Genomic DNA, 25622 nt, shown 5'->3' with positions numbered 1-25622 from the left:
TTCGGGTTCATCCGTCCGGGCCTCGGCGGGGTCCCGGTGCGGACACCGGCGCACGCGGCCGGCACGCACGTCGTCGCACACACCACCGCACGCGTCCGCAAGGGTGCGGCGGGGGCCGCGTCCCGGGCCCGTACGCCGGCCGGTGCGGGACGGCGTCCCGCCCGCCCCGGGGCGGGCGCTCCCGCGCGGGCCGAAGCCGTACCGCCCCGCGGGGATCCGCCCCTCTCAGCCCACGTGGATCCGCACCTGTGACCCGGACGCCTCCACCCGCACCTCCGTCAGGTCCCGCACCACCACGTCCGGCCGGTGCACGGCCGCCCGCGGCCCGACCCCCACCACGCGCATGCCCGCGGCGCGTCCCGCCGCGATCCCCGCCCCGGAGTCCTCGAACACCACGCACTCCGCCGGGTCCACGCCCAGCTCGGCCGCGCCCTTCAGGAAGCCCTCGGGGTCCGGCTTGCTCGCGCCGACCGATTCCGCGGTGACGCGGATCTCCGGCAGGGGCAGGCCCGCCGCGGCCATGCGCGCCGTCGACAGGGGGACGTCCGCCGAGGTGACCAGGGCGTGCGGGACGCCGCGCAGGGAGGCGAGGAACCCGGGGGCGCCGGGGACCGGGACGACGCCGTCCAGGTCGGCGGTCTCCTCCGCGAGCATCCGGGCGTTGTCGGTGTGGTTCTGCTCCATGGGGCGGTGGGGCAGCAGGACGGCCATCGACGCGTACCCCTGGCGGCCGTGGACCACCTTCATGACCTCGTCGCCGTCCAGCCCGTGCCGCTCCGCCCAGCGCCGCCAGACGCGTTCCACGACGGCGTCGGAGTTCACGAGGGTGCCGTCCATGTCGAGGAGGAGGGCACGGGCGGTCAGGACGGTGGTGGACACGGCGGCCGGCATCGGCGACTCCCAGTGCGGACGGGCACGTGCGCGGGCACGCGGGGAACAAGGCGGCCCCGTCCGCCGGTCAGGGAGAACGGACGGGAGCCACTTTGTTTCCTCACGGTACAAAACAGTCGGGCCATCGCGCCAGCCGCCCCCGGCAAGGTTCACCGTCCGTTCAGCTCCGCGCGGGGCTCACCCGGTGGCCGCCTCCCACAGGCTCCACACGCCGAGGCACAGCATCAGCGCCGCCGCGATCCTGGTGATCAGCTTCAGCGGCACCCGCTTCATCAGGGCCTTTCCGCCGACGATGCCGAGTCCGGCCACCGACCACAGCGCCAGCACGGCGCCGAGACCGACCGAGAGCGGGTCGTCGTAGCGGGCGGCGAGGTTGGCCGTCATGATCTGCGTCAGGTCGCCGAACTCGGCGACGAGGATGAGCATGAAGCCGGCCCCCGAGACCTTCCAGAAGGACTGGTTCTCGGGCTTGCGGATCTCCTCGTCGTCCTCGTGCTTGTTCCTCAGCAGCACGGCCGCGCCGCCCAGGAACAGCACGCCGGTGACCACGTGCACGATCTGCTGCGGCAGCAGGGTCAGCACGCTGCCGGCCGCGACGGCGAGCGTGACGTGCACCGCGAAGGCCGCGGCGACACCGGCGAAGACGTACGAGGCGCGGTAGCGGGTGCCGAGGACGAGGCCGGCGAGGGCGGTCTTGTCCGGCAGTTCGGCGAGGAAGACGACGCCGAAGACGAGCGCCGTCACGGTCAGGCTGATCAAGGGTCCTCAATCGGTCGGGGGCCGCCCCACCGAGAGTGCTGCTTCCTTCGCGCAGGACGCCTCGGCACGGCAGCACACGTGTGCTCCGCGCCGTGCGGCACGGAGGTGCACTGCTTGCCGAAGGTCTCGCTGGCCGACCGCGGGACGGTCCGCCTCCGGGCGCCGGCTCAGACGAGCTGAGCAGTGTGTCGACGGTCCGGCGAAGAGCTACTCCCCTTCTGCGCCGTCCATGGTACGCGACCCGCGCACCGGCCCCCGGGGCCGGTCCGCCGGACCGAAAGTCCCGCCGCACCCCTTGTCATGTCATGTACACGTCACTAACTTCTTACCGCGCGCACACCTCCCCGCAACGCGGTCTCGCGAGCATTCCCTCGCTCGCACCGCAACACCCCCACCCCTCAAGGGAGTTCGCATGTCGAAGGTCTACGCGCGTCGACGGGTCAGCATACTCGCGGCGCTCTCCGGACTGATAGCCTCCGTCGCCCTCCTCAACTCCCCGAGCGCCTCCGCCGCCCTCCCCACCCCGGTCAGCGCCGCCACCGCCCGCACCTACCTCGCCTCGCTCACCGTGGCGGCCGAGGACCGCACCGGCTACGACCGCGACCTGTTCCCGCACTGGATCACCCAGTCCGGCACCTGCAACACCCGTGAGACCGTCCTCAAGCGCGACGGCTCCGGCGTCGTCACGGACTCCGCCTGCGCGGCCACCAGCGGCAGCTGGTACTCGGTGTACGACGGCGCCACCTGGACCGCCGCCTCCGACCTCGACATCGACCACCTGGTGCCGCTCGCCGAGGCCTGGGACTCCGGCGCCGACGGCTGGACCACCGCCCGCCGCCAGTCCTTCGCCAACGACCTCACCCGCCCGCAGCTCATCGCGGTCACCGACAACGTCAACCAGGCCAAGGGCGACCAGGACCCCGCCACCTGGATGCCCTCGCGCACGGCCTACCGCTGCACGTACGTCCGCGCCTGGGTCCAGGTGAAGTACTACTACGGCCTCTCCGTGGACTCCGCCGAGAAGAGCGCCCTCACCAACCACCTCGCGAGCTGCTGATCCGGAAATCCGTGCGGAAATCTCCCCGTCCGCCTCCGTCGTTCCGTACCGTACGGGACGACGGAGGAGGCGATCACGTGGCCGAACTGCGGCTGGGACCCCTGCTGAGACACGCCGACGGTTCGTCCGCGACGGTCTGGATCGAGGCGAGCCGTCCGTGCTCCGCCGAGGTGCGGTGCGCGGACGGCTCCGGCGGCACGGCCGGCACCTTCCAGGTGGCGGGCCATCACTACGCCCTGATCCCGGTCACCGGCCTCACGCCGGGCACGGCCACGCCGTACGAGGTGTTCCTCGACGACACGCGCGTGTGGCCGCCGCCCGACTCGCGCTTCCCGCCCTCGGTCGTCCGCACCCCGGCCGGCGACGCGGACGTGAGGGTGGCCTTCGGGTCCTGCCGGTGGGCCTCGCCCCCGAGCGGCGAGCCCGACCCGGTGGGCCCCGACGCCCTGGACGGCCTGGCCGCGCGGATCGCCGCCGACCCGGAGGGCGAGCGGCCCGACGTCCTGCTGCTGCTCGGCGACCAGGTCTACGCCGACGAGACCTCCGACGCCACCGGGAAGCGCATCGCGGCCCGCCGCGACGTGGACGAACCGCCGGGCGGCCAGGTAGCCGACTACGAGGAGTACACCTGGCTGTACGACGAGTCCTGGCGCGACCCCGAGGTCCGCTGGCTGCTGTCCACCGTGCCCACCTGCATGATCTTCGACGACCACGACGTCATCGACGACTGGAACACCTCCGCCGCGTGGGTGGCCGACATGCGGGCCACCGACTGGTGGCGCGAGCGGATCCTGAGCGGCCTGATGTCGTACTGGGTGTACCAGCACCTCGGGAACCTCTCCCCCGCCGACCTGGCAGCCGACCCGCTCTACGCGGCCGTGGGGGAGACCTCCGACGCCACCGGCCTCGTGCGCGACTTCGCCCGCCGGGCCGACGCCGAACCCGCCTCGGTGCGCTGGAGCTACCGGCGCGACTTCGGGCGGGTGCGGCTGCTGATGGTGGACTCGCGGTCCGCCCGTGTCCTGAAGGAGGACGAGCGCTCGATGCTCGACCCGGGCGAGGCGGCCTGGGTGCGCGAACAGGCCCTGGACGCACCGGGGTCGTACGACCACCTCCTGGTCGGCACCTCGCTGCCCTGGCTGCTGCCGCACCTGGTGCACGACGCGGAGGCGTGGAACGCGGCCCTGTGCCGGGGCGAACGCGGGCCGCGCTGGGCGCGGTTCGGGGAGAAGGTGCGGCGGGCGGCGGACCTGGAGCACTGGGCGGCGTTCCCGGAGTCCTTCGCCGACCTGACGGCGCTGCTGGCCGAGGTGGGGACGGGACCGCAGGCGCCGGCGAGCGTGCTCGTGCTGTCCGGGGACGTGCACCACGCGTACGTGGCCGAGACCCGCTGGCCCGGCGACGCGCCCGACGCGCGGGTGCTGCAGCTCACCTGCTCCCCGGTCCACAACTCCATCCCGCTGTCGATACGGGTGGGCTTCCGCTTCGGGTGGAGCGCCCTCGCCCGCGCCGTGGGGCGCCGCTTCCGGCGGCACGGGCGCTCGCCGCGGCCGCCGGTGGACTGGCGCAGAACCGGTGGCCCCTGGTTCGGCAACCAGCTGATGACGCTGACGCTGCGCGGCCGCTCGGCCCGGCTGCGGCTGGAACAGGCCCGTGAGGGCCGCGGGCTCGCCCTGGTGACGGAGTCCGAGCTGACCTCTCGGTGAGGATCGGCGGGGAACGACGAGGAACGTGGCCGGCCGGCACCGTGCGACGGTGCCGGCCGGCCACGTTCCGCAGCATCCAAGCCATGGCCAAATGTTGAACTTGAAAGTATTAAGGGGATCCGCCTAGCGTGGGTGGCTCGTTCGGTACCGCCGTCCCCACGCGGCCCGCCCACCCCACGGCGCGCCGCACGTCCCCACCGAAGGAGCACCCCCCACATGTCCGCTCGTCTCGACAGCGCGCAGCCGTACGCGATCGGCCTGTTCCGCATCGTCGTCGGCCTGCTCTTCGCCTGCCACGGCGCCGCCTCGCTCTTCGGCGTCCTCGGCGGGGCGGCCGGCAGCGACGGCGGCACCGTCGACGCCGGCACCTGGCCCGGCTGGTACGCGGCCGTGATCCAGCTGGTCTGCGGCAGCCTGGTGCTGCTCGGCCTCGGCACCCGGGCCGCCGCCTTCCTCGCCTCGGGCTCGATGGCGTACGCCTACTTCGACGTCCACCAGTCGGTGGCGCTGTGGCCGATGGAGAACGGCGGCGAGGCCTCCGCCATGTTCTGCTGGGCCTTCCTGCTCCTGGTGTTCACCGGCTCCGGCGCGCTCGGCGTGGACCGGCTGTTCTCCCGGCGCGCGAGCGCGGACCGGGAGCCGGCCGCCGAGCAGGCCCCCGTCGCCGCCTGATCCCGCGGGCGACCGGCCCGCGGACGTCCTTCGCGTGAACCGCGCGGGACGCCCGCGGGCGCGGACGGAGCGCACTCGTGTGAACACGCCGTGGTGAACACATGAGCCCCCCGTGAAGCTCCTGTCACACCTCGGGCGTACGCTGTATGGCTGTCATTGGCCGCACCTGCCGCTCCCCCGCGACACAGCGGCACGGTTCGGCCGCACGGGGGAGACGACGGGGAGTTTCGCGGTGTTCGAGAGTGTGGGGGCGTTGATCGGCGCCCCATGGATCTATGCGCTGGTGGCCCTGTCGGTCCTCCTCGACGTGTTCCTTCCGGTGCTGCCCAGCGGCGTGCTCGTCATCACGGCGGCGACGGCCGCGGCGGCGGGATCGGGGGCGGCGACCGGGCGGCTGCCGCACGAGGTGCCCGACATCCTCGCGCTGATCCTCTCCGCGGCGACCGCCTCCGTCCTCGGCGATCTGGCCGCCTACCGCCTCGCCCGGCGCGGCGGGGCACGACTGGACCGCGCGATCTCGCGTTCCCGGCGGCTGACCACCGCGCAGGAACGTCTCGGCCGGGCCCTCGCCGAGGGCGGCGGCGCACTCGTCGTCCTGGCGCGGTTCGCCCCGGCCGGCCGGTCCGTCGTCTCGCTCATCGCGGGCGCCGCGCAGCGCCGCGTCCGCGACTTCCTGCCCTGGTCCGCCCTGGCCGGCCTCTCCTGGGCCGCGTACAGCGTCGCCCTCGGCTACTTCGGCGCGCACTGGCTCGGGGCGACCTGGCTGGCCACGGGGGTGTCCTTCCTGGCCCTGTTCGCCGCGGGCTCGGGAGCGGCGTACCTGATGCGCCGGTCTCCGGCGTAGCCGCCGGGGCCCGGCCCCGGGCACCCGGCCGGTCCGCGAGAGGCCCTGCCGCCGGACGGGCCGGGTCGCCCTGCCGCCGCCGCGGGGGCATCGGCTTCCCGCGGCCGCCCGACGGCAGGGCGGCACGGGCGGGCGCCGGGTTCCCGGCCGACGAGCCGCGCCGCACGGGGGCACCCGGCGGCGCCGGCCCCGCGTGAGCCGCCCGACGGGACGGCCTGCCCGGGGGCATCACGGCCGGCCCGCTCGACGCACCCGGCCGTCCCGCCACCCGGTCACCCGGTCACTCCCTTGCCCCGCCGCCCGCCGCCCGCAGGCCGTAGGCCGCAGCCCGTCGGCGACGGCGCGGCCGGACCGCGGCGTCAGCCCGCGCCCGGCGCGGCTCCGTGTGGCGCGGCTCCGCGTGATGCGGCTCCGCGCACCTCCAGTCCGGCCAGCAGCTCCGCCGTGGCCTCGGTCACGGCCTCCACCGCCCGCTCGAACACCTCCCGGTTGTGCGCGGCCGGCGTCCTGAAGCCGGACACCTTCCGCACGTACTGGAGGGCGGCGGCCCGGATCTCGTCCTCCGTGGCCTCCTCGGGCAGCGCGGGCGGACGAAGCGTCTTGATGCTGCGGCACATGCCCCCAGTCTCGCCCCGCGCGGCCCGGTCCGTCGCCCCCTTCCCCCGTTTCCCGGCCCCTGCCATGATCACCTCCGAGGCGGCCACCGGTCCGGGGCCGACCGACGAGAGGAACAGCGGCACCATGACGCACAAGCTCACCCTGGCGGTCCTCGGTCCCGGCGGCATCGGCGGCCTCCTCGCCGGACTCCTGTCCCGCGCCGGCCACCGCGTGGTCTGCCTGTCCGGCGAGGACACGGCCGGCCGTCTGCGCACCCACGGCGTGCGGGTGCGCAGCGCGCCGTTCGGCGACTTCACCGCCCCCGTCGCGGCGGACACCGCGCTCCGCGCCCCCGTCGACGCCGTCCTGATCACCGTCAAGCAGACCGCCCTCGACGCGGCGTTGGAGCGCGTCCCGGCCTCCGCCGTCGGCGATGCCCTCCTCGTGCCGTTCCTGAACGGCGTCGAACACCCGGCGTCCCTGCGCGCCCGGTACGGCCCCGAGGCCGTCGCCCCGGCCGTCGTCCGCGTCGAGTCCACGCGTGTCGCCCCGGGCGTGATCGAGCACACCAGTCCCTTCGCGGAGATCGACCTCGCCGGTGACCGGGTCCCCCGCCCGCGCCTCGACGGCCTCGCGCGGGCGCTGGCGGAGGCCGGCCCGACGACCCGGGTCCTGCCGGACGAGACGGCCGCGCTGTGGGCGAAGATGGCGTTCCTCGCCCCCCTCGCCCTTCTGACGACACGTCACGCGCTGCCCCTCGGCGAGGTCAGGACGCGCCATCGCGAGGACCTGGCCGCCCTGGTCGCGGAGACGGCCGCGGTGAGCCGCGCCTGCGGCGCCCCCGCCGACCCGGCGGCGGCACTCGCCCGCTACGACGCCTTCCCGCCGGCCACCAGGTCGTCCATGCAGCGTGACGCGGAAGCCGGCCGCCCCCTGGAACTGGACGCGATCGGCGGGGCGTTGCTCCGCGCGGCCGAGCGGCACGGGGTGCCGGTACCGGTGGCGGCGCGCCTGGTCGGGGAGTTGCGGGAAGCGGGCTACTGACGGAGGTCGACGCACCAGTCGTCGGACGTGTTCCAGTGCCCCTTCGGGTACGCGAAGAGGCACTGGCCCAGCTAGGTGAACCCCGCGCTGCGGCACACCCCGTCGGAGGCGGGGTGGTCCGCGCCCGGGAAGGCGTGCAGGGTCCGGTGCCCCCCGGTGTCCCGCGCGGCCCGGCGGGTGACCTCGACGACCGCGCGGGCCGCCCGCGCGGCGAGTCCCCGCCCCTGGAACTCGGGCAGCACCCCCCATCCCGTCTCCCGGACCGGCTCCCCCCGCCAGAGCCGCTCCCGGTAGCCGATCGACCCGACGGTCTCCCCACCGCCGTCCAGCACGACCCGGTACATCCGCCCCGAGTCCAGTTCCAGGTGGCGACGGTGACGGGCGGTCAGCTGTTCAGCCGACTCGGGACCGCCCAAGTGGCAGGTCATCTCGGGGCTGTTGTTGCGCTCCAGCAGCCAGAAGTCGTCCTGCGCCCAGGGCACCGGCCGCACCCGCTCCACATCGGTGACGTCCATGCCGCCACCGTAGGGCCAGGGTCCGACAGCACTCCCCCGTGTTCATTCGAACGAATGAACCCCCCTGAGAAACTCGCGACCCAAATTCGAACAGGCGTACTATTGCGGCGTGGCTACGACCTACGACTTTCCCAGTGACCTGCGCGCCGGTCAGGAGGAGCTCCATCAGGTCCGGGCCGACCTGTCGGCCCTGCTGAAGCGGCTGCCCTGGTCGGTCGAGCCGCTGGACGGCTTCAGCGACGACAGCGGCTGGCGCAAGGTGGAGCGCCCCGCCTCCCCCGGCTGGACGGCCGACGAACAGGCGGAGGTGGAGAAACTGCGCCGGCGCGAGCACGAGCTGGCCGTGTTCGTCTCCGGTCACCGCTTCTGGGCGGAGGTGACCGCCGCCGACCGCGTGGAGGCCCGCACACGCCTCAAGCGCGCCCACGAGGCGCCGCCCGACGAAAGGGCCTGAGCCGGCGCCGGGGCGCGGCGCGCCCGGACGTGCGAGAGGGCCCCCGGGAAGATCCCGGGGGCCCTCTCGCACTGCCTGGTGGGCGCGGACGGTTTCGAACCGCCGACATCCTGCTTGTAAGGCAGGCGCTCTACCCCTGAGCTACGCACCCAGGACGAGTGGACAGCCTACATCGCCCGGGGCCGTGCCCCGCAAACCCGTACCGGGAGGCGAGGGGTGCGGGCGAAGGGCGCGGCGGCGCCCGGGGGTTAGCCCCACCCCGGATCCGGGAGGCCGCCGGATCCCCGGGCGGAACGCCGCCGCCTAGCGTCGTACGGGTCGAGAACAGTGGCGTCCACGCGGGCCGGTGCCCGTCGCAGGGGGAGATCATCATGGCCCGTTCCACCGTCCGCATCCGTACGGCGCTCGCCGCGGGGGCCGCCCTCGCGCTCGCCGCCACCGCCGGCGCCTGCTCCTCCGCCGGGGACGACGCGCATCCCGAACACCGGGCCTTCGCCCTGGAGGGCACCACCCTCACCGTGGACTCCGACGACTCGGCCCTGGAGATCGTCGCCTCGGACGAGCACCGGCGGGGCACGGTCCAGGTCACCCGCTGGTTCGACGCCTCGGTCCTCGTGGGCGACGAACCGGAGGTCTCCTGGTCGATGAAGGACGACCGACTGGTGCTGCGGACGCACTGCTCGGGCGTGGTCGCCGACTGCTCGGCCAAGCACCGCATCGAGGTGCCGCGCGGGGTCGCCGTGAAGGTCGAGGAGGACGACGGCAGCGTCCGCGCGCGGGGCTTCCGCGACGCCCTGAGCATCCGCACGGCCGACGGCTCGGTGCGGGTCACCGACTCCAGCGGGCCGCTGGACCTGCGTTCCGACGACGGGGCGGTGCGGGCCCAGGTCTCCTCGCGCCGGATCAGCGCGCACACGCAGGACGGTTCGGTCCACCTCGACCTGGCGGCCGTGCCGGACCGGGTGGAGTCCGCCACCGACGACGGATCGGTGACGATCGAGCTGCCGCGGGCCGTCTACAAGGTGACGGCCCGCACCGGGGACGGTTCGGTCGACGTGTCCGTGCCCCGCGACGACTCCAGCGGGCACGTGGTGTCCGCGCGCAGCGGCGACGGGAAAGTCACCGTGCGGAACGCGAACTGACCGGCCCGTGTGTTCGTCATCAACCGGTGGGAGAATGACTCCGGGCAGGGCGGATCACAGCACGGGAGAGGGATGTGACGGCGACACCAGCGCAGCCGTACCCGCCGTCGGTGCCGCACGCGCGTCCGAGGGCGCTCGGCGACGCCCTCGCACTCGCCGTCCTCCCCCTCGCCGCCGTCCTCCTGCTGCCCGCCGCGTTCGCCGGGGGCGGCACCCGCCGGTGGTTCGGCGGCCGGGCGGAGAGCCAGCGGGCGGAGGCCCAGGCCGCCAAGGACGCCGCGGCGGCCGCGTTCTACGAACTGGACACCGCCCAGCGGGACCTGCGGATCTCGATCGAGACGATCACGGCGGTCGACGCCTCGCCGGCCGCCCGGCGCGCGGTGGCCGACTTCGACGCGCTGGGCCGGCGCATCGACGAGGCCAGCCACCAGTACATCCAGGCCGTCGACGCCCACGACCTGGACCGGGACGACCTGGAGGCCTCCGTCGCCGCGCGGGCGCGCGGCGAACTGAGCCGCGCGAAGGACGAACTGGTCCGGGTCAAGGGCGAGCTGGACCGTTTCACCGACGGTCTCGGACCGCTGCTGGGCACGGCGGAGGCCCAGCTGGCCCGGCTCGCGCCCGCCGTGGAGCGGGCCCGCCAGGGCCTGCTGGCCGCGTCGAACGCGCTGGACGCCGTCCGGGGGACGGGACTGGCGGCGGACGACCTCGCCGCCCGGCTGGCCGCGCTCGCCCCGGAGCTGACCAGGCTGAACCAGGGCGCGGGGCGGCACGGCGTACCGGACACCCTGGAGCGCGCCGAGCGGGTCTCCCGCGAGGCCGGGGCGGTCCGGGCGGAGGCCGAGCGGCTGCCGGAGAGGGCCGCCGAGATCGACCACCGGCTGGTGTCGCTGCGCACGCGCGCGCAGGCGCTGACGACCCGGTCGGAGCAGGTCGAGCCGATCCTGAGCGAGCTGCGCCGGCGTTTCACGGCGGCCTGCTGGCAGGACCTCCAGCACGTCCCCGACCGGTCCGTGGAGCACGTGCGGCGGGCGGAGGCGAAGCTCGCCGAGGCGCAGCGGGCGCGGGACGCCCAGCGCTGGCCGGACGCCACCGCGCTGCTGTCGACGGCGCGGGCGCTGCTGAACTCCACCGACGAGGCCGTCTCGGCCGCCGGCGACCGGCTGACCAGGCTGAACGCCGTGCAGAAGGACCCGCGGCAGGAGATCGAGCGGACCCGCTTCGCGATCCGCGACGCGCAGCGGCTGGCGATGGCCGGGCGCCACACCCCCGACCCGCGGGACGCGCGGCCGCTGGACGAGGCGGTGGCCCGGCTGGAGCGGGCGATCGCCACGCTGGAGGGCCGCCACCCGGACTACTGGCACTTCCTGACGGAGACGGAGGCCGTCCGGCACGCCGTGGCCTCCGTGGTGACCCGGATCCGCGAGGAGCGCGGCGCCGGGCACTGAGCGCGGGCCGCCCACCGCGGCCGGCGTTGCCGTCGGCGCGCGTCGGGCGGATATTGGAGGGGCGGACGACTCGGCTCGCGCGACGCTTCCGGAGGGAGGCGGAGATGGCCACCCACCTCACGCATTCGGGGACTCGACAACGGATCAGGCTGGACGACCACCTGCCCGTCGACCACCGCCTGAACAGGGTCTACCGGATCGGCGCCGGCCTGATGGGCGGCGGACTGCTGGTCTTCGGGATCTTCGGGATCATCGACCGGATCGGCTTCTTCGACACCGGCGGGGACACCGTCTGGAGCCTGAACACCAACGGCGCGCTCAGCTGGCTGTCGGTCGCCGTGGGCCTGCTGCTCCTGGTCGGCATGGTGATCGGCGGGAACTTCGCCTCCACGCTGAACATGGTCCTCGGCGTGCTCTTCGTGGCCAGCGGCTTTTTGAACATGGGGCTGCTGGAGACGGACTACAACTTCCTGGCGTTCGAGATCCAGAACTGCATGCTCAGCTTCGTGATCGGCATCCTGCTGCTGGTGTTCGGGATGTACGGCAGGGTCGGTTCGGCCCTGCCGCACGACAACCCGTACTGGCGGGCCCGTCACCCCGACATGGCCGAGGAACGGGACCGTCACCAGGAACGGCGGGAGCAGTTCCCGGGGGAGTCCCCCGGGGCGCCCCGGATCACGTCCCGGGAGGCGTCCGGGGAGGCCTCCCCGCGGGCGTCCCGGCGCGGTCAGGGCCCGCCGGGGCCCTGACCGGATCGACCGGGTGCCGCGTCCCGTCAGGTGCGGTAGGCGTAGTACGAGGCGGTCGGGTACGACGCGATGATGCTCGCCACCGACCTGCTGTAGGTGTTGGTGGAGTGGTACGTCACGTACGGCACGCCCTGGCTGCGGGACGTGACGATCATGGTGTGGTCCTTGGAACCGTCCTTGTCGAAGTCGACCTGGAGGACGTCGCCGACGTCCAGCTGGTAGACGTTGGCGAGGGAGGTCGTCCGCTGGGAGTTCTGGGCGAACCAGGACCACTCGTTGACGCCGACGAACGAGTCGGACTGGATGTCGGCGTTGCCGAACCACTTGGTGTAGTCGTACACGTAGCCGGGGATGTGCTTCCAGCCGCCCGCCTTCAGGGCCTGGCTGACGAAGTTGGTGCAGTCCCCGCCCGCGCCCTGCCCGTTGAAGTTGGGGTAGGCGGGGTTGTAGTTCGACCAGTACTGCTTGGCGTAGGCGGCCATGGCCTTGTAGTCGAGGCCGCTGGCGGTGAAGTTCTTCGCCTTCGCCGGACCGGGGTAGGAGGTCGACGCCTTGGGGGCCGACGGCGTGGTGCTGGTGGTGGCGGCCACCGTGGGCGCGACGGGCGGCTTGGCGGTCTGGTTCACCGCGAGGCCCTCGTCGGTGTCGCGGATGCCGGTGAGCTGCCAGTCGCCGTGCCGGTCGGCGGTGAACGTCAGCTCGTGGTGGGCCTGGAACCCGGTGGCCTTCGGCTCGTCGCCGCGGACCTTCTCGTAGGTGAGGGTCGTGGTCTCGGTGACCGCGACCTTGGCCTTGCGGCCCTTCACGTTGGTGGCGTCCAGCGTGACGGTGGTGCTGCCCTTGCTGTACTTCTCGCCGAGCTGGGCGAGCCGCTCCTTGCGCTGGTCCAGCGAGGACAGCGCGGCGTCCTGGGCGCGGTTCTGCTTCGACGACAGCTTCACGTCACCGGAGAAACCGTCGGTCAACGGCTTTCCGTGCTTGTTCCGCTTCCCGTCGACCAGGGCTTCGGTGCGGTCGGTGAAGACCGCGTCGGCGAGGCGCTGGAAGGTGGCCTTGGTCCGGGCGTCCACCTTGGGGTCGTCGACGACCGCTGCGCCGGCGCTCCAGTTGGGCAGCAGGGCCACTCCCGCGACGACGGAGGTGGCGGCCGCCCCGAGTATCGCGGCGCGACGCCGCGTACGGCTCAATTTCCTTGACTTCACTGATGCTTCCCCTCTTGCCCCGGCGGCTGGATGCCGGGGTAGCGCATCTTCGCATGCCATGTGTGGCTCGTGTGAAGAGGGGGCGGCAGTCCGGGTGCGGGAGTTATAGGACCGTCACTGCGCGACGACGTCCCGTGTCGGGCCGCTCACTGGACGACGGTCGACCAGTCCGGCGACTGGGCGGGGTCGAGGGTGCGCAGCCGCTCCAGGGTGGCGGGCGTCTGGACGTCCATCCAGTCGGCCAACTCCTTGAAGGACACGCACTTGACGTCCTTCTTCACGCACACGGTCTTGATGACCTCGTCGACCGCCTTCATGTAGATGCCGCCGTTCCACTCCTCGAAGTGGTTGCCGATGAACAGCGGGGCCCGGCTGCCGTAGTAGACGCGGTTGAAGCCGGCCATGTAGGTGTCGAGGGTCTCCTGCTGCCACTTCGGGTACTGGGCGGGATCGCCCTCGGTCTCGCCCTCGGACTGGTTGTAGAGGAAGTTGAAGTCCATGGACAGGCCCTGGTACTTGCCGCCCTCGTACGGGAGCATCTGGAGCGGGAAGTCCCAGATGCCGTTCTTCTTCGTGGGCCAGATCTGGAAGTCGCCGGCCGAACTGGCGTCGTAGCGCCAGCCGTAGCCCTTGGCGGCCTTCAGCAGGTTGGCCTGGCCCTCCAGGCAGGGGGCGCGGCCGCCGGCCACCTCCTTCTTGAAGTCGAAGGGCAGCGGGTCCATGTCGGTGTAGCCGGTGTTCGTCTTCCACTTCTCGGCGAAGTCGAAGAACTGGTCGATCTCGCTCCTCCACTCCTCGACGCTCCAGTCGCCGCCGCCCTTGGCCCCACAGAAGTGGCCGTTGAAGTGGGTTCCTATCTCGTTGCCCTCCTTCCAGGCCTCGGCGAGGTCCTCCAGGGTGGTGCGGACGTGTTCGTCGGTGGGGAAGCTGATCGCCGCGGACCCCTTGGGGTGCTGCGGCGGGCTGTAGAGGTCGGCCTTGCCCTTGGGCAGCAGGTAGATGCCCGTGAGGAAGAAGGTCATGTGCGCGTCGTACTCGCGCGCCAGCTCCCGGTAGTGGGTGAACAGCCCGTCGTCGCCGGCCAGGGCGCCGTCCCAGGAGAAGACGACGAACTGGGGCGGTTTCTCACCGGGCTTGAGCGGCACGGGCTGGAGAGTGCCCTTCTGCGGGCCGGTGTACGAGGTGGATCCGTCCCCCAGGACCTCGGTCTTGCCGTCCCACTCCGGTTCCTCTCCCGAGGACGCCGTCGCCTTGCCCCCCTTGCCGGCGGAGGCGGTCGGCGCGGTGTTGTCCGTACGGCTCAGCACCAGGTAGCCCGCCACCAGCGAGGCGACCACGAGGAAGGCCGCCAGGCTCAGGAAGCCCGGATGGGCGGCGGCGGGGCGGTTCGTTGCCCGGGCCTTGCGACGGCGGCCCGACGGTGGCGTCATGTGCGGCTCATTCTCGAGGGGTTCGGGGGCTGCGGTGCGGCCTGGGGTCAGCCGAGCGGGCTCATGGCTCTGGACCAGATGCCGTAGGGGACGCGGTCGTCCGCCGTGCCGTCGATGCCCTCCAGCGGCAGCGGTTCGAGACTCTTCGCCAGGTCGATGCGGTAGACGACGACCGCGGTGGAGACGGCCTTGTGCGTGCCGACGTACCAGGCGGCCTTGTCGTCCTGGGTGGTGCCGGCCTTCCCGGCCACCTGCGCGCTCTCGGGTGCCGCGCCGGGGTGGGCGGTGCGGAAGGCCTCGGTGAGGGCGGAGGTGACCTCCTCGGCCGTGTCGGCGCCGATCGCGCGGACCGGCTTGGGGAGGGTCAGCGCGACCTTCGTGCCGTTGTGGGTGACCTGCCGCACGGAGTACGGCTCGGTGTGCTTGCCGGCCGCGGCGAAGGTGGAGTAGCCGCTGGCCATGCGGATGGCGCTGGGGGTGGAGCTGCCCTGGGAGAACGCGGGCACCTGGGCACCGAGGCTGGAGGGCAGCAGTCCGGCCGCCTTCGCGGTGTCGCGCACCTTGTCCAGGCCGGTGTCCATGCCGAGTTGCATGAACGGCGTGTTCACCGACAGGGCCAGCGCCCGGTGCAGGGAGATCTGCCCGTAGGACTTGTCGTCGTCGTTGCGGGCCGAGACCTTCTTGCCGCTGCGGTCCCAGTACGGCCCCTCCGGCGTGGTCACCGGCACGTCGTCGTCGCCGTCGTAGACGGTCTCCCCGGTGACCGGGGTGACCTCGCCGTCCCGCGTCTTGTGGACGCCGTGCTCCAGACCGGCGGCGTAGACGAAGGGCAGGAAGGCGGAACCGGCCGGGACGGTGGTGGCGTTGGACTCGTTGTAGCCCTGGGTGCGGTGGTCGGGGCCGCCGTAGACGGCGAGGATCCGGCCGTCGGCGGCCACCGAGGCGGCGCCGTAGTGGGCGGTCCTGGCGTTCTTCGGGTCGTCCTTCAGCGCCTTCTGGCGGGCCTTGGTGACGGCTTGCGTGAGCTGGGTCTCGCGGTCCTTCTCGAAGGTCGTGTAGATCTGGTAGCCGCCCAGGTCGAAGTCCTTGTCGTCGATCCTCGCGGCCTTCTTGGCGTACTGGGAGGCGAGTTCGACGAGGTAGTCGCTCTGTTCACCGGTGTCGTAGAGCGGATTGCTCTTGAGCGGCTCGGGGAACTTCGTGTACGTGGCCCGCTCGGCCCCGGAGAGCTTGCCGATGGCGACCATCCGGTCCAGGGTCCACGTCCAGCGCTCGACGGCACGGGCGCGGTTGGCGCTGTTCAGGGTGGGGTCGTAGAGGCCGGCGCCCTTGAGCAGGGCGGCGAGGAAGGCCGCCTCGCTGGCGTTCAGCTCGCTGACGTCCTTGCCGTAGTAGGCCTGGGCGGCGCGCTGGATGCCGTAGGTGCCGCGGCCGAACCAGCTGGTGTTGAGGTAGCCCTCCAGGATGTCGTCCTTGCTCATCTGGTTGTCGAGCTTGAGGGCGATCATCGCTTCGGTGAACTTGCGCCGGACCGTCTGCTCCTGGTTGAGGTAGACGTTCTTGACGTACTGCTGGGTGATCGTGGAACCGCCCTGGGTGTCGCCCTGGCCGACGGTGCGGAACAGGGCGCGGCTGAGGCCCTTGAAGGAGATGCCGGGGTCGCTGTAGAAGCTCTCGTTCTCCGCGGCCAGGACCGCCCAGCGGACGTCCTCGGGGATGTCCTTCAGCGGCATCGCCTGCCGCTGCACCCAGCCGGTGCGGGCCATGGGGGTCCCGTCGGCCCAGAAGTACACGTTGTCCTGCTGGGTGGCGTAGGTGTTGAGGTTGTCCGGGACGTCGGTGGCGGCGTAGGCGACGACCAGGAAGAGGGTGCTCAGGCCCAGGGAGGCGAGGACGCCTGCGAGCGACTGCCGCCAGGAGGGTATCCAGCGGCGCCAGCCGGTGCGGCCGGGCCGCGGGTACTGCGGGCGCATCCGGCGCGCGTACGGGGCGAGGAAGGCCGCCAGGCGCGTCACGTGCGGGGCGAGGAAGGCGACCAGGGGCGCCAGCCGGGGACCGACGGCGGCGGCGAACCGGGAACGCGCGGAGGGGCGGGGGGCTTTCCTGCCTTTCCGCCGTTCTCCCGACGGAGAGGACGTGCCGGACGGATCGGATATGTCCGGGCCGTCCGCGCTGCCCGGTATGCCTTCCGGTGGCACCCGCAACTGCATGGTCTCGTCCGCCTTGAAAGAGGCGGGAACCTTCAGCTGCATGGTGGCGTCGGCCGGCTCCGGGGGCTCCTCCCCCTGCCCCGCCTGGGTCACGATGTCTCCCTCCGCACTAGGTGTTGCTCGCGTAGGCAGACGTACAGACGTACGAGGGTCCGACATGGTTGCCGTCACGGTGTCGGCGAACCCTGAATCCCCCAACCTCGCGGTTCATCGCGGCGCTCTCAAATTACCAGCGCTCTTCGCAGGTTCTCCACAGAAGAAATCGACAGAAGTGAACAACGCCGAAACAAGGGGAACCGGTTCCTCCCGTACAGCGATTAATCTGTCCGCATGCCCCGCTACGAGTACCGCTGCCGGACCTGCGGCGACACCTTCGAACTGAGCCGCCCCATGGCGGAGTCCGCCGCGCCCGCCGACTGCCCCGCCGGTCACGACGACACCGTCAAGCTCCTGTCCACCGTGGCCGTGGGCGGCACGGTCTCCGCCCCCGCGCCCAAGGCGGGCGGCGGGGGCGGCTGCTGCGGCGGGGGCTGCTGCGGCTGACCCTATTCCCCGCGGGCGCCCTTCAGGAACTCCCGCAGGATCCGCTCTCCCGCCAGCACCCCGCGCTCGGGCAGCGCCGTGACCTGCGGCGCCGTCCAGACCGCCTCGTGCAGCTCGCCGTGGCCGGGGCGCCAGCCCCGGTCCGACGCCAGCAGCAGATCGGCGTCGAGCAGGGAGTCGCCGGCCGTCAGCGTCAGCTCGGCGCCGGTGCGGCGGGCCACCTCGCGCACGGCCGCGCTCTTGGTCAGCGGCTTGGGCACGGCGTAGATCTTGCGGCCCTGGAGCGACACGGTCCAGCCGCGGTTCTCCGCCCAGACCGCCAGTTCCTTCACCCACTCCTCGGGCAGCAGCTCGCGCTCCACCACCAGGTAGGCGAACAGGTCCTCGGCGATGCGCTCCTTGCGCAGCCAGAGCGGGTCGGCGAAGGCCGCGAGGTGCGCCTGCACCTCCGCGAGCGGCGCGCACTCGTCGGCCAGCCGCGCGTCCACCACGGCCTTCCAGTCCGGGTCGGACACCCCGTCGACCAGCAGGTGGCCGCCGTTCGCGCAGATCGCGTAGGCCGGCGGCGGTCCCGGCAGGTTGATGCGCTGGTACTGCTTGCGGGTCCGGGTGGTCGTCGGCACGAACACCGCCGCGTCCCCGAGCTCGGACAGCAGCCGCGCCGCCGTCTCCGTCATGTACGACAGCGGACGGCTCTCGTGCACCTCCACGCACAGCAGCCGGGGAGCCCGCGCGTCCGGCATGGTCAGCGCGAGGGCCGCCGCGGAGTAGATGAGCGTACGGTCGAGGTCGCTCGCCACCAGCACGGACATCAGAGGGTCACCGCCTTGCCGTCGGCGCCGGTCGCGCCGCGCGTGTACTGCGGGTGGATCAGCCCCACACAGCTGTACGGCAGGTCGCCGACCTCCTCCACCGGTACGCCGCGCTGGCCGGCGAGGAGCCGGACGTGGTCCAGGTCGGCGCCCGCCCCGGCCCGCGCCAGGATCTTCCACGGCACCCGGCGCAGCAGCACCCGGGTGGTCTCGCCGACCCCGGGCTTGACCAGGTTCACGTCGTGGATGCCGTACTCCCCGCTGATCCGCTCGACCGCGGCCCAGCCCTCCCAGGTCGGTGCCCGGTCGGCCGCGAGCAGCTCCTTCACCGTCTGGTCCACGGCGTCCGCGACCTCCGGGAAGCGGGCCGTGACGGCGTCCAGGAAGGCTCCCGACACGTCCGCGCCGGCCAGTTCGCGGTAGAACTTCGCGCCGTGGAAGTCGTCCGGGCCGACCAGGTCGGCGCGCAGCACGGTCCGCGATATCAGGCCGGACACGGTGGAGTTGAGACAGGCGGACGGGATCAGGAAGTCCTCCCGGGTGCCGTACGTCCGCACGCAGGAGCCCGGGTCGGCCAGCACCGCGATCTCCGGGTCGAAGCCGGCCGCGCCGCCCGCCGCCTCGAACTCCTCTATGGCAGCCGCCAGTTCGCGGGTGATCGCACCCTTGCCGGTCCAGCCGTCCACGAAGACGACGTCCGCCGGGTCGTGGTGCCGGGCCAGCCAGCGCAGCGCGTTGGCGTCGATGCCGCGGCCGCGGACGATGGACACCGCGTAGTGCGGCAGCTCCAGGCCGTGCCGGTACTGCGCCCAGCGGCGCATCAGCACGCCCACCGGGGTGCCGGCGCGGGCCAGGGAGACGAGCACCGGGCGGGGGGACCGCTCGGCGATCACCAGGTCCGTCACCGCGCCGACGGCCTGCGCCAGCCGGGCCGCGGACGTCTCCAGGGCCGCGTGGAACAGCGCCTGGTACTGCTCGCTGGGCTGGTACTCGACCGGCAGCGACTCCGCGTAGTGCGCACCGCCGCTCTGGACGGCCTCCTCGCGCTCCTCGGTCGGCGCCTCCAGCGCCACGTCGGAGAGGTCCTGGAGCAGCCAGCCGACCTCCTCGGGCGCGTACGAGGAGAAGGCGGGACCACGGAGGGGGTCGGGCAGCATGGCGGGCCTTTCGGGTACGTACAGCGGCTCGGGGACGTGACTGGGCACGACCGCGAGGACGACGTGCGGGGTGTGCGCGGCGAGCCGGTCGAGGAGGCCGCCCGGGGCGTGCAGCGCCGGGGTGTCGGCGACGGAGTCGACGACGGCGACCACGGCGTCGAAGCCGGCGCCCGCGACGTTGTAGGCGTAGCGCTCGCCGGGGCCGTCGGCCGGATCGTCGTGGGCGGGGAAGACGATCCGGCTGCGTATCGCGTAACCGGGGTCGTCGACCGCGAGGACGGGTGAGCGGGTGGTGGTGGAGAAGCGCACCTCGGCGTCCCCGGTCCGCTCCAGCTCACCGGCCAGCCGCAGCGGCGCGTACATCAGTTCCTCGAAGCCGAGGACGTGCACGCGGCGTGCGTCCGGCGGCAGGGCCTCGGCGAGCCGTGCCGCCATCGCGGGCAGGGCGTCCTCGAGCAGGGCGCGGTGCTGCGGGGTGAAGCCGTGGCGGCCGCCGTCGGGCAGGCCGCGGGGCCAGCGCAGGTCGACGCGGGTGAGCCACGGGCGGGTGCGCCCCTCGCCCGGGTGCCCGCCGTCCGGGTGCCCGTCGGCGGGGGCCGGCCGCGTGCCCGCGGCGGGTCCGTCCGGGGCGCCCTCCGGCGCCCCCGCGGATTCCGCCTCGTGGCGCGCCACCAGTTCCCGCCCCTTCTCCAGCACTCCCTCCGGGAGCCGGACCGTGCCCGAGGCCGCCGTCACCAGGTCGACGCGGGCGTCGATCTCGCGGGCGAAGGCCTCCAGGCGCCCGGCGTCGGCCGGGGAGCGCATGTCGACGAGGGCCACGACGACGTACCGGCGGCGCGGGTAGCGCTCGTGCAGGTCGCGGATGGTGTTCAGGACGGTGTTGCCGGTGGAGAACTCGTCGTCGACGAGGACCAGCGGGCCGTCGCCGACCAGGAGCGCGGGGTCCTCCGGCAGCAGCAGGTGGGAGGTGGCGTGCGAGTGGGACTCCTCGAAGCCGCCCGCCGGGACGACACCGGGGACGGGGCGCCGGGTGGAGTGCAGGTAGGGCGCCGGGCCGATGCCGTCGGCGACGGAGTGCCCGAGGCCGGTGGCCGTCTCCGCGTACCCGAGGACGACGGCCCCGGCGGCCTCCTCGCCGAGCAGTTCCGCCACCCGGCGGCCCAGGGCGAGGCCGTGTCCGTGCACCACCGCCGGCGACTGGGGGACGTGCTTGCCCAGGACGTGGGAGACGAGCAGGTGGGCCCGCTTGGGGTTGCGGCGCAGGGCCAGCCCCAGCAGGTCGGTCAGCCCGTCGTCGCCCACGAGGTGGACGCCGAGCCGCTCGGCGACCCAGCTCCCGGACCAGACCCCGTCGTTCACTGCGTTGTTCATGCGTCCCTATGTCGTCAGGAGGTGGGTCGGGGTTCAGCCGGGTATGCCCGCGGCGAGCAGGTCGACGAAGCTGACGTCCTCGCGGGCGACGCCGAAGACCTCGGCGCGCAGCATCGTCCGCTCGGCCCAGGCCCGGTGCGGCTTCACCTCGTTCATCTTGTTCGTGTACGCCGACCTCATCACGCCCCCGCCGCCGCGCTCCGGCCGCAGGATGTCGGCCGCGTCGCTGTACTCCTCGTGGCTGACCACGGACAGCGCGTGCACGGCCGGTACGTGCGAGGGGTGGATGCAGGTCTTGCCCAGCAGGCCGTTGGCGTGGTCGAGGGAGATCTCGCGCAGCAGGCCGTCCATCGCGTGTTCGATCAGTTTCTCACGCAGCTCGACGGCCTGTCCCTCCAGGAAGGGGCTGTGCCGCAGCATCGGCTTGAACATGCGCTCGGGGACGCGGAAGTACTCCCACACCGGCCCGGTCACGGTGAACCCGGTGCCGTCCGCCCGCCCCAGCATGTTCACCACGTCGGCGATCACGGAGGCGACGATCTGGACGTCGTAGGCGGTCATGTCGGGGGCGCGGCGCAGGCCGTAGGAGGAGCAGAAGTCGGTCACGCCGAGGCGCAGGGCGAGGACGCGGCTGCGGTACTTCTCGACGGCGCGGGCGATGCCCTCCAGGGCCTCCACCCGCGACTCGCGGTACATCAGCTCGGGCGTCTCCAGGACGGGCATGCCGAACAGCCGCCGGCCGCCGGCCTGCTCGGCGCCGGTCAGGGCCTCCAGGAAGGGGATGCCGCGCTCCTCGGTGAACTTCGGGAACACGAACCCGCTGAGCAGCCGCACGGCCGGGCCCAGGCGCCGGACCAGGTCCGGGATCTGCTCGGGTGTGCGGACGCGGATGAACAGCAGCGGCGGCTCCACGCCGGGGCGGGCGGCCAGGTCGGTGAACTGGCGGACGAGGTTCTCCTCGCCCTCGGCGACGTCCTCGTCGCCGATGGAGTCCTCCAGGCAGAGCACCATGGACACCACGCCGCGCCCGGTCTGCTTCAGGATGTCCTCGGCCAGCCGGGGCCGGGTGGCCGGACTGTAGAGCGTGGCCCCGAGGGCGGCGGACAGCGTCCGGGCCGGCGAGTCCGTGTCGAACACGCACGGCTCCCGGTGGAACAGGCGCTGCCGCACCTCAGGCGCAAGGTGCCCGAAATGGCGCATATGACTCCCCGTGGTACAGGTCGAGCGTGTGGATTCGGCAAGAGGTGGCCGGTAATAGTACGTAGAGACCCATGTCGTGGGTTCCCACCGGTCATGAATTTCAGGTAACGCAGAGCGGCACAACCCGGCACGAGCCGGTTTCTCCCGTCGGGGGCCACCGGCCGCCGTGTACCCGCATTGTCGTGAGCAGAACCGAGAGGGCAGGATGGGCGCATGACGCACGCGATGCTGAAAGGGTCGAACGTCCCGCTGAAGACCACCACCGTGCGGGCCGTGCTGCGCTGGACCCCCGGGCAGGGGGTCCCGGACGTCGACGCCTCCGCGCTGCTCCTCGGCCCCGAGGGTCGTGTGCGATCCGACGAGGACTTCGTCTTCTACAACCAGCCCCGGCACCCTTCCGGGAAGGTCTGGCGGCTCGGCAAGAAGCGGGGTGCCGAGGGCCTCACCGACACGATCCAGACGGATCTGGCCGGTGTCGAGTCCGACGTCGGCCAGATCCTGCTGGTCGCTTCGGCGGACGGCGCCGCCTTCGACCGCGTACGGGCCCTCAGCATCCTGCTGTACGACGCGGCCGTCGAGGGCGAGCCGCTGGCCACCTTCGACATCCGCCCCGAGACCGGCGAGGAGACCGCGCTGATCTGCGGCGAGCTGTACCGCCGCGGGGAGGGCTGGAAGTTCCGGGCGCTCGGCGAGGGCTACTCCAACGGCCTCAAGGGCCTCGCCACCGACTTCGGGATCTCCGTCGACGAGTCGGAGGAGGCCGCCGCCGACACCGGGACGGCTTCCCCGACCGGCGTCTCCCAGCCGCTGCCGCCCGAGCAGCCCACGGCGGCCGTCCCGCAGCAGCCCGCCGCGGCCTACGGCTACCCGGCCTCCCTGCCGACGTACGGCTACGGCTACCCGGACGCCCAGCAGGCCGGGGCGGCCCCCGCCGGGGAGTTCCGCATGCCGCCCCAGGGACCTCAGTTCATCGGACGGTGAGGGCGGCGCGGACCGCGGGGGCGGCGTGGACGGTGCGCGCGTCCCGCGGGTCCGGGACGCCCCGCGGGTCCGGGGCGGGCGGGGCGGCCGGCGGTCAGCGCTCGGCCTTCGTCTTGTAGCCCCGGCCCCACTGCAGTCCCCATCCGTACAGCCGGTCCAGCTCGGCCTGGAAGCCGTACACGAACCTCACCTCGCGCCGGACCATCAGCTCCCCCTTCACGTTCTCGATCATCACCACCGCGCACGAGCGGGCCTGGGGGTGCCGCTCGTCGAGGCCTATCTCGATGCGCGGCCCGTTGCTCGGGTAGAGGGTGACGACCGCGTGCGTGCGGTCGAAGGCCGGCGTCTGGTCGTAGATGTAGACGAACACCAGCAGCCGCTTGATCTCGTCCTTGTGGTCCAGGTTGACGTACATCGTCTCGCCGGACGCCGACCCGAACCGGTCGTCACCGCTCAGCTTCACGTACGGCGCCGCGTTGATCTCGCCGAGCAGGCCGCCGAGCGGCTGGACGACGCCCTTGGTCCCGTCCGCCAGCTCGTACAGGCAGCCCAGGTCCAGGTCGACGTTGACCATGCTCTGACTGTGCCCGACGACCTCCGGCGGGCGCAGCGCCTTGAGGGGGTGGCGCAGCAGGCTCTCCCGCGGGGGGCCGCCGAAGTCGGAGGTGCGCATCCGCCAGGCCAGGTTGACGCGCAGGTGCCCGGTGGCGGCGTCCTGCTTGGTGAGCGAGACCTGGCTGTGCCGTTTGGTCAGCTCTATCGCGTTGCTCGCCGCGCTGCCCGAGTCGAAGTCGGTGGCCCGGCCGGGCCACAGTCCGTCGAAGAAGCCCATTACCGCCCCCATGTCCCACGTCCGAAAAAGCGCCTGCCCGCACGGTCCTCCGGAAACGACCGGCGGGACGGCGCCGAGGACCTGTCCTCGACGACCGCCCCGCTCAGAGCGTTCCTCACCGGGAAGCTGATCACACCCCGGAGGGGACCTCGGTCTTCTCGTCGGAGCCCGCGTCTCCGCCGGCGGCCGCGAGTGCCTTGTTGCGGCGTACCGAGGACCAGAAGGACCAGGCGATCAGGAGGACGCCGACGAGGCCGGTGATGACCTCGTGGATCTCGTACTGGATGGTGACGAGGAGGAGGACGGCGAGGGCGCCGATCGCGTAGTGCGCGCCGTGCTCGAGGTAGACGTAGTCGTCGAGGGTGCCCTGGCGGACCAGGTAGACGGTCAGGGAGCGGACGTACATGGCGCCGATGCCCAGGCCGAGGGCCATCAGGACGATGTCGTTGGTGATGGCGAAGGCGCCGATGACGCCGTCGAAGGAGAAGGAGGCGTCCAGGACCTCGAGGTAGAGGAACATGAAGAAGGCGGCCTGGCCGGCCAGCAGGACCGGGGACTTCTTCTTCCCGGTGCGCTTGGCCTCTTCCTCCTGCTCGTGCTCGCGTTCCTCCTCCTCCTCGAGTTTGTCCTCGAAGTAGCCGGAGAGACCGCCGACGATCATGTAGGTGATCAGGCCGGCGATGCCGGAGATCAGCACGGTCTCGGCCTTGTCGACGTGGGCGCCGCCGTGCTGGTGGGCGTGGGTGGCGACGGTCATGGCCGAGACGAGCAGGACGATCAGGGCGATGCAGACCGACAGCATGTCGACCTTGCCGAGCTTGGCCAGCGGGCGCTCCAGCCAGCCGAGCCACTTGATGTCGCGGTCCTCGAAGATGAAGTCCAGGAAGATCATCAGCAGGAACATGCCGCCGAAGGCCGCGATCGAGGGATGCGCGTCGGTGACGAGCTCCTGGTAGCGGTCCTTGTCGGTCAGGGCGAGGTCGACGGCCTCGACGGGGCCGAGCTGGGCGCTGACCGCGACGATGACGACGGGGAAGACCAGCCGCATGCCGAAGACGGCGATCAGCACGCCGACGGTGAGGAAGATGCGCTGCCAGAAGGCGTTCATCTTCTTCAGGATTCCGGCGTTGACGACTGCGTTGTCGAAGGACAGCGAGATCTCGAGGACGGACAGGATCGCCACGACACCGAAAGCGGTCCACCCCCCGTAGAACACCGCTGCGACGAGGCCGAGCGCGGTGACCGCGAACGACCACCCGAAGGTTTTCAGAACCACTGGTTACCCAATCCTGTCTCTGGGCCCCGGTCCCCCCAAGCGAAACCTGGGGGTGGGTTTCCCCCGCGCCGTACGCGGCTTTACGAAACGTTGACTCCGAAGTCTAGAGCGATGCCCCGAAGTCCTGACGCGTACCCCTGACCCACCGCACGGAACTTCCATTCGCCCTGGTAACGGTAGAGCTCGCCGAAGATCATGGCGGTTTCGGTGGAGGCGTCCTCGCTGAGGTCGTAGCGCGCGAGTTCCTGGCCGTCGGCCTGGTTGACGACCCGGATGAAGGCGTTGGCGACCTGGCCGAAGGTCTGGCCGCGCTCGTCGGCCAGGTGGATGGAGACGGGGAAGACGATCTTGTCGCACTGGGCGGGCACCCTGCCGAGGTCGACGAGGAGCGACTCGTCGTCGCCGTCGCCCTCACCGGTGAGGTTGTCGCCGGTGTGCTCGACGGAGCCGTCGGGGCTCGTGAGCTGGTTGTAGAAGACGAACCACTCGTCGCCCATGACCCGTCCGCCGGTGCACAGCAGCGCGCTGGCGTCCAGGTCGAAGGGGGCTCCGGTGGTGGAGCGCGCGTCCCAGCCGAGGCCGACCATCACCTGAGTGAGGTTCGGCGCGACCTTGGACAGGGAGACGTTTCCTCCCTTGGCGAGCGTGACACCCATGTGCTGGTCCTCCCCTTGGTGGTGCTTCTTCGGTTGTCCTGCACGTCCGGCGCCGCCCGTAAACGGTGCGGCGC

The 25622-nt window shown here is 72.4% G+C and carries 24 protein-coding genes and 1 tRNA gene; 11 read left to right on the top strand and 14 right to left on the bottom strand.

What is annotated here, in order from left to right; translation table 11 throughout:
- Positions 1 to 225: 225 nt before the first annotated feature.
- Together ACZ5FU_RS30000 and ACZ5FU_RS29995 are read right to left on the bottom strand one after the other, a co-directional pair.
- The gene (locus ACZ5FU_RS30000; RefSeq protein ID WP_451526558.1) at positions 226 to 891 is read right to left on the bottom strand and encodes an HAD-IA family hydrolase; all 666 of its coding nucleotides are present in this window, start codon (positions 889 to 891) and stop codon (positions 226 to 228) included.
- 177 nt (positions 892 to 1068) lie between these two features.
- Positions 1069 to 1650, bottom strand: coding sequence for a TMEM165/GDT1 family protein (locus ACZ5FU_RS29995; protein WP_451526559.1), 582 nt, complete (start codon positions 1648 to 1650; stop codon positions 1069 to 1071).
- Between the two features lie 412 nt (positions 1651 to 2062).
- Here ACZ5FU_RS29995 and ACZ5FU_RS29990 point away from each other — a divergent pair, with 412 nt between their 5' ends.
- The 4 genes from ACZ5FU_RS29990 (at position 2063) to ACZ5FU_RS29975 (ending at position 5929) form a co-directional block, all read left to right on the top strand.
- Positions 2063 to 2707, top strand: coding sequence for an HNH endonuclease family protein (locus ACZ5FU_RS29990; RefSeq protein ID WP_451526560.1), 645 nt, complete (start codon positions 2063 to 2065; stop codon positions 2705 to 2707).
- Between the two features lie 77 nt (positions 2708 to 2784).
- Positions 2785 to 4413: an alkaline phosphatase D family protein gene (locus tag ACZ5FU_RS29985; RefSeq protein ID WP_469047452.1), complete on the top strand. Its 1629-nt coding sequence runs from the start codon at positions 2785 to 2787 to the stop codon at positions 4411 to 4413.
- Positions 4414 to 4629: 216 nt separating this feature from the next.
- A complete protein-coding gene (locus ACZ5FU_RS29980) occupies positions 4630 to 5085 on the top strand; it encodes a DoxX family protein (RefSeq protein ID WP_451776366.1) in 456 nt (151 codons plus the stop codon).
- A gap of 232 nt (positions 5086 to 5317) precedes the next feature.
- Complete coding sequence (locus ACZ5FU_RS29975) at positions 5318 to 5929, top strand: DedA family protein (protein ID WP_451529677.1); 612 nt, start codon at positions 5318 to 5320, stop codon at positions 5927 to 5929.
- 359 nt (positions 5930 to 6288) lie between these two features.
- On the opposite strand, the gene ACZ5FU_RS29970 is transcribed toward ACZ5FU_RS29975, so the two are convergent.
- On the bottom strand, positions 6289 to 6546 hold the full coding sequence (locus tag ACZ5FU_RS29970; protein ID WP_451529678.1) for a DUF2277 domain-containing protein: 258 nt from the start codon (positions 6544 to 6546) through the stop codon (positions 6289 to 6291).
- 124 nt (positions 6547 to 6670) lie between these two features.
- On the opposite strand from ACZ5FU_RS29970, the gene ACZ5FU_RS29965 reads away from it, so the two are divergent.
- On the top strand, positions 6671 to 7570 hold the full coding sequence (locus ACZ5FU_RS29965; protein ID WP_469047469.1) for a ketopantoate reductase family protein: 900 nt from the start codon (positions 6671 to 6673) through the stop codon (positions 7568 to 7570).
- 71 nt (positions 7571 to 7641) lie between these two features.
- Here the strand turns inward: ACZ5FU_RS29965 and ACZ5FU_RS29960 are convergent, their stop codons facing one another.
- Positions 7642 to 8085: a GNAT family N-acetyltransferase gene (locus ACZ5FU_RS29960; RefSeq protein WP_469047451.1), complete on the bottom strand. Its 444-nt coding sequence runs from the start codon at positions 8083 to 8085 to the stop codon at positions 7642 to 7644.
- A 109-nt stretch (positions 8086 to 8194) separates the two neighbouring features.
- Here ACZ5FU_RS29960 and ACZ5FU_RS29955 point away from each other — a divergent pair, with 109 nt between their 5' ends.
- The gene (locus tag ACZ5FU_RS29955; protein WP_451529680.1) at positions 8195 to 8539 is read left to right on the top strand and encodes a hypothetical protein; all 345 of its coding nucleotides are present in this window, start codon (positions 8195 to 8197) and stop codon (positions 8537 to 8539) included.
- A 76-nt stretch (positions 8540 to 8615) separates the two neighbouring features.
- On the opposite strand, the gene ACZ5FU_RS29950 is transcribed toward ACZ5FU_RS29955, so the two are convergent.
- Positions 8616 to 8690, bottom strand: a tRNA-Val gene (locus tag ACZ5FU_RS29950).
- 220 nt (positions 8691 to 8910) lie between these two features.
- Between ACZ5FU_RS29950 and ACZ5FU_RS29945 the strand changes: the two genes are divergently transcribed.
- The 3 genes from ACZ5FU_RS29945 (at position 8911) to ACZ5FU_RS29935 (ending at position 11878) form a co-directional block, all read left to right on the top strand.
- The gene (locus ACZ5FU_RS29945) at positions 8911 to 9681 is read left to right on the top strand and encodes a DUF4097 family beta strand repeat-containing protein (RefSeq protein ID WP_468642678.1); all 771 of its coding nucleotides are present in this window, start codon (positions 8911 to 8913) and stop codon (positions 9679 to 9681) included.
- Positions 9682 to 9755: 74 nt separating this feature from the next.
- Positions 9756 to 11129, top strand: coding sequence for a hypothetical protein (locus ACZ5FU_RS29940; protein WP_469047449.1), 1374 nt, complete (start codon positions 9756 to 9758; stop codon positions 11127 to 11129).
- A gap of 104 nt (positions 11130 to 11233) precedes the next feature.
- On the top strand, positions 11234 to 11878 hold the full coding sequence (locus tag ACZ5FU_RS29935) for a DUF4383 domain-containing protein (protein ID WP_451529683.1): 645 nt from the start codon (positions 11234 to 11236) through the stop codon (positions 11876 to 11878).
- A gap of 26 nt (positions 11879 to 11904) precedes the next feature.
- Here ACZ5FU_RS29935 and ACZ5FU_RS29930 read toward each other — a convergent pair whose 3' ends face one another.
- The 3 genes from ACZ5FU_RS29930 to ACZ5FU_RS29920 all read right to left on the bottom strand — a co-directional run bounded on the left by ACZ5FU_RS29930 (position 11905) and on the right by ACZ5FU_RS29920 (position 16762).
- Entirely contained in the window at positions 11905 to 13080 is a 1176-nt protein-coding gene (locus ACZ5FU_RS29930; protein WP_451529684.1) for an amidase domain-containing protein, read from the bottom strand.
- A gap of 146 nt (positions 13081 to 13226) precedes the next feature.
- Entirely contained in the window at positions 13227 to 14510 is a 1284-nt protein-coding gene (locus tag ACZ5FU_RS29925) for a polysaccharide deacetylase family protein (protein WP_451529685.1), read from the bottom strand.
- 47 nt (positions 14511 to 14557) lie between these two features.
- Entirely contained in the window at positions 14558 to 16762 is a 2205-nt protein-coding gene (locus ACZ5FU_RS29920) for a transglycosylase domain-containing protein (RefSeq protein WP_451529742.1), read from the bottom strand.
- Between the two features lie 288 nt (positions 16763 to 17050).
- Between ACZ5FU_RS29920 and ACZ5FU_RS29915 the strand changes: the two genes are divergently transcribed.
- Positions 17051 to 17263, top strand: coding sequence for an FmdB family zinc ribbon protein (locus ACZ5FU_RS29915; RefSeq protein ID WP_356559505.1), 213 nt, complete (start codon positions 17051 to 17053; stop codon positions 17261 to 17263).
- Between the two features lie 2 nt (positions 17264 to 17265).
- On the opposite strand, the gene ACZ5FU_RS29910 is transcribed toward ACZ5FU_RS29915, so the two are convergent.
- From ACZ5FU_RS29910 to ACZ5FU_RS29900, 3 genes are read right to left on the bottom strand one after another with little or no spacing between them, the layout of a single operon-like run.
- Positions 17266 to 18075 (bottom strand): HAD family hydrolase, encoded by an 810-nt coding sequence (locus ACZ5FU_RS29910; protein ID WP_451529686.1) that lies wholly within the window; start codon positions 18073 to 18075, stop codon positions 17266 to 17268.
- Positions 18075 to 20603, bottom strand: coding sequence for a phosphoribosyltransferase (locus ACZ5FU_RS29905; RefSeq protein ID WP_451529687.1), 2529 nt, complete (start codon positions 20601 to 20603; stop codon positions 18075 to 18077). The genes ACZ5FU_RS29910 and ACZ5FU_RS29905 overlap by 1 nt, the downstream gene beginning before the upstream one ends.
- A gap of 33 nt (positions 20604 to 20636) precedes the next feature.
- Positions 20637 to 21803: an HpcH/HpaI aldolase/citrate lyase family protein gene (locus tag ACZ5FU_RS29900; protein WP_451529688.1), complete on the bottom strand. Its 1167-nt coding sequence runs from the start codon at positions 21801 to 21803 to the stop codon at positions 20637 to 20639.
- A gap of 213 nt (positions 21804 to 22016) precedes the next feature.
- Here ACZ5FU_RS29900 and ACZ5FU_RS29895 point away from each other — a divergent pair, with 213 nt between their 5' ends.
- Entirely contained in the window at positions 22017 to 22784 is a 768-nt protein-coding gene (locus tag ACZ5FU_RS29895) for a TerD family protein (protein ID WP_451529689.1), read from the top strand.
- Positions 22785 to 22878: 94 nt separating this feature from the next.
- Here the strand turns inward: ACZ5FU_RS29895 and ACZ5FU_RS29890 are convergent, their stop codons facing one another.
- The 3 genes from ACZ5FU_RS29890 to ACZ5FU_RS29880 all read right to left on the bottom strand — a co-directional run bounded on the left by ACZ5FU_RS29890 (position 22879) and on the right by ACZ5FU_RS29880 (position 25548).
- On the bottom strand, positions 22879 to 23616 hold the full coding sequence (locus ACZ5FU_RS29890) for a TerD family protein (RefSeq protein WP_451529743.1): 738 nt from the start codon (positions 23614 to 23616) through the stop codon (positions 22879 to 22881).
- Between the two features lie 130 nt (positions 23617 to 23746).
- Entirely contained in the window at positions 23747 to 24892 is a 1146-nt protein-coding gene (locus ACZ5FU_RS29885; protein WP_451529690.1) for a DUF475 domain-containing protein, read from the bottom strand.
- 80 nt (positions 24893 to 24972) lie between these two features.
- Entirely contained in the window at positions 24973 to 25548 is a 576-nt protein-coding gene (locus ACZ5FU_RS29880; RefSeq protein ID WP_451529691.1) for a TerD family protein, read from the bottom strand.
- Positions 25549 to 25622 lie beyond the last annotated feature (74 nt).

This window comes from Streptomyces sp. NPDC031554 (assembly GCF_055580685.1).
This window is presented reverse-complemented; position numbering and strand designations above follow the sequence as displayed.

Excerpts from the sequence above, each read along its gene's own strand:
- ACZ5FU_RS30000 (WP_451526558.1), bottom strand. The coding sequence starts at position 891 with ATGCCGGCCGCCGTGTCCACCACCGTCCTGACCGCCCGTGCCCTCCTC.
- ACZ5FU_RS29990 (WP_451526560.1), top strand. The coding sequence starts at position 2,063 with ATGTCGAAGGTCTACGCGCGTCGACGGGTCAGCATACTCGCGGCGCTC.
- ACZ5FU_RS29980 (WP_451776366.1), top strand. The coding sequence starts at position 4,630 with ATGTCCGCTCGTCTCGACAGCGCGCAGCCGTACGCGATCGGCCTGTTC.
- ACZ5FU_RS29970 (WP_451529678.1), bottom strand. The coding sequence starts at position 6,546 with ATGTGCCGCAGCATCAAGACGCTTCGTCCGCCCGCGCTGCCCGAGGAG.
- ACZ5FU_RS29965 (WP_469047469.1), top strand. The coding sequence starts at position 6,671 with ATGACGCACAAGCTCACCCTGGCGGTCCTCGGTCCCGGCGGCATCGGC.
- ACZ5FU_RS29960 (WP_469047451.1), bottom strand. The coding sequence starts at position 8,085 with ATGGACGTCACCGATGTGGAGCGGGTGCGGCCGGTGCCCTGGGCGCAG.
- ACZ5FU_RS29945 (WP_468642678.1), top strand. The coding sequence starts at position 8,911 with ATGGCCCGTTCCACCGTCCGCATCCGTACGGCGCTCGCCGCGGGGGCC.
- ACZ5FU_RS29935 (WP_451529683.1), top strand. The coding sequence starts at position 11,234 with ATGGCCACCCACCTCACGCATTCGGGGACTCGACAACGGATCAGGCTG.
- ACZ5FU_RS29925 (WP_451529685.1), bottom strand. The coding sequence starts at position 14,510 with ATGACGCCACCGTCGGGCCGCCGTCGCAAGGCCCGGGCAACGAACCGC.
- ACZ5FU_RS29920 (WP_451529742.1), bottom strand. The coding sequence starts at position 16,762 with ATGCAGCTGAAGGTTCCCGCCTCTTTCAAGGCGGACGAGACCATGCAG.
- ACZ5FU_RS29915 (WP_356559505.1), top strand. The coding sequence starts at position 17,051 with ATGCCCCGCTACGAGTACCGCTGCCGGACCTGCGGCGACACCTTCGAA.
- ACZ5FU_RS29910 (WP_451529686.1), bottom strand. The coding sequence starts at position 18,075 with ATGTCCGTGCTGGTGGCGAGCGACCTCGACCGTACGCTCATCTACTCC.
- ACZ5FU_RS29905 (WP_451529687.1), bottom strand. The coding sequence starts at position 20,603 with ATGAACAACGCAGTGAACGACGGGGTCTGGTCCGGGAGCTGGGTCGCC.
- ACZ5FU_RS29900 (WP_451529688.1), bottom strand. The coding sequence starts at position 21,803 with ATGCGCCATTTCGGGCACCTTGCGCCTGAGGTGCGGCAGCGCCTGTTC.
- ACZ5FU_RS29895 (WP_451529689.1), top strand. The coding sequence starts at position 22,017 with ATGACGCACGCGATGCTGAAAGGGTCGAACGTCCCGCTGAAGACCACC.
- ACZ5FU_RS29890 (WP_451529743.1), bottom strand. The coding sequence starts at position 23,616 with ATGGGCTTCTTCGACGGACTGTGGCCCGGCCGGGCCACCGACTTCGAC.
- ACZ5FU_RS29880 (WP_451529691.1), bottom strand. The coding sequence starts at position 25,548 with ATGGGTGTCACGCTCGCCAAGGGAGGAAACGTCTCCCTGTCCAAGGTC.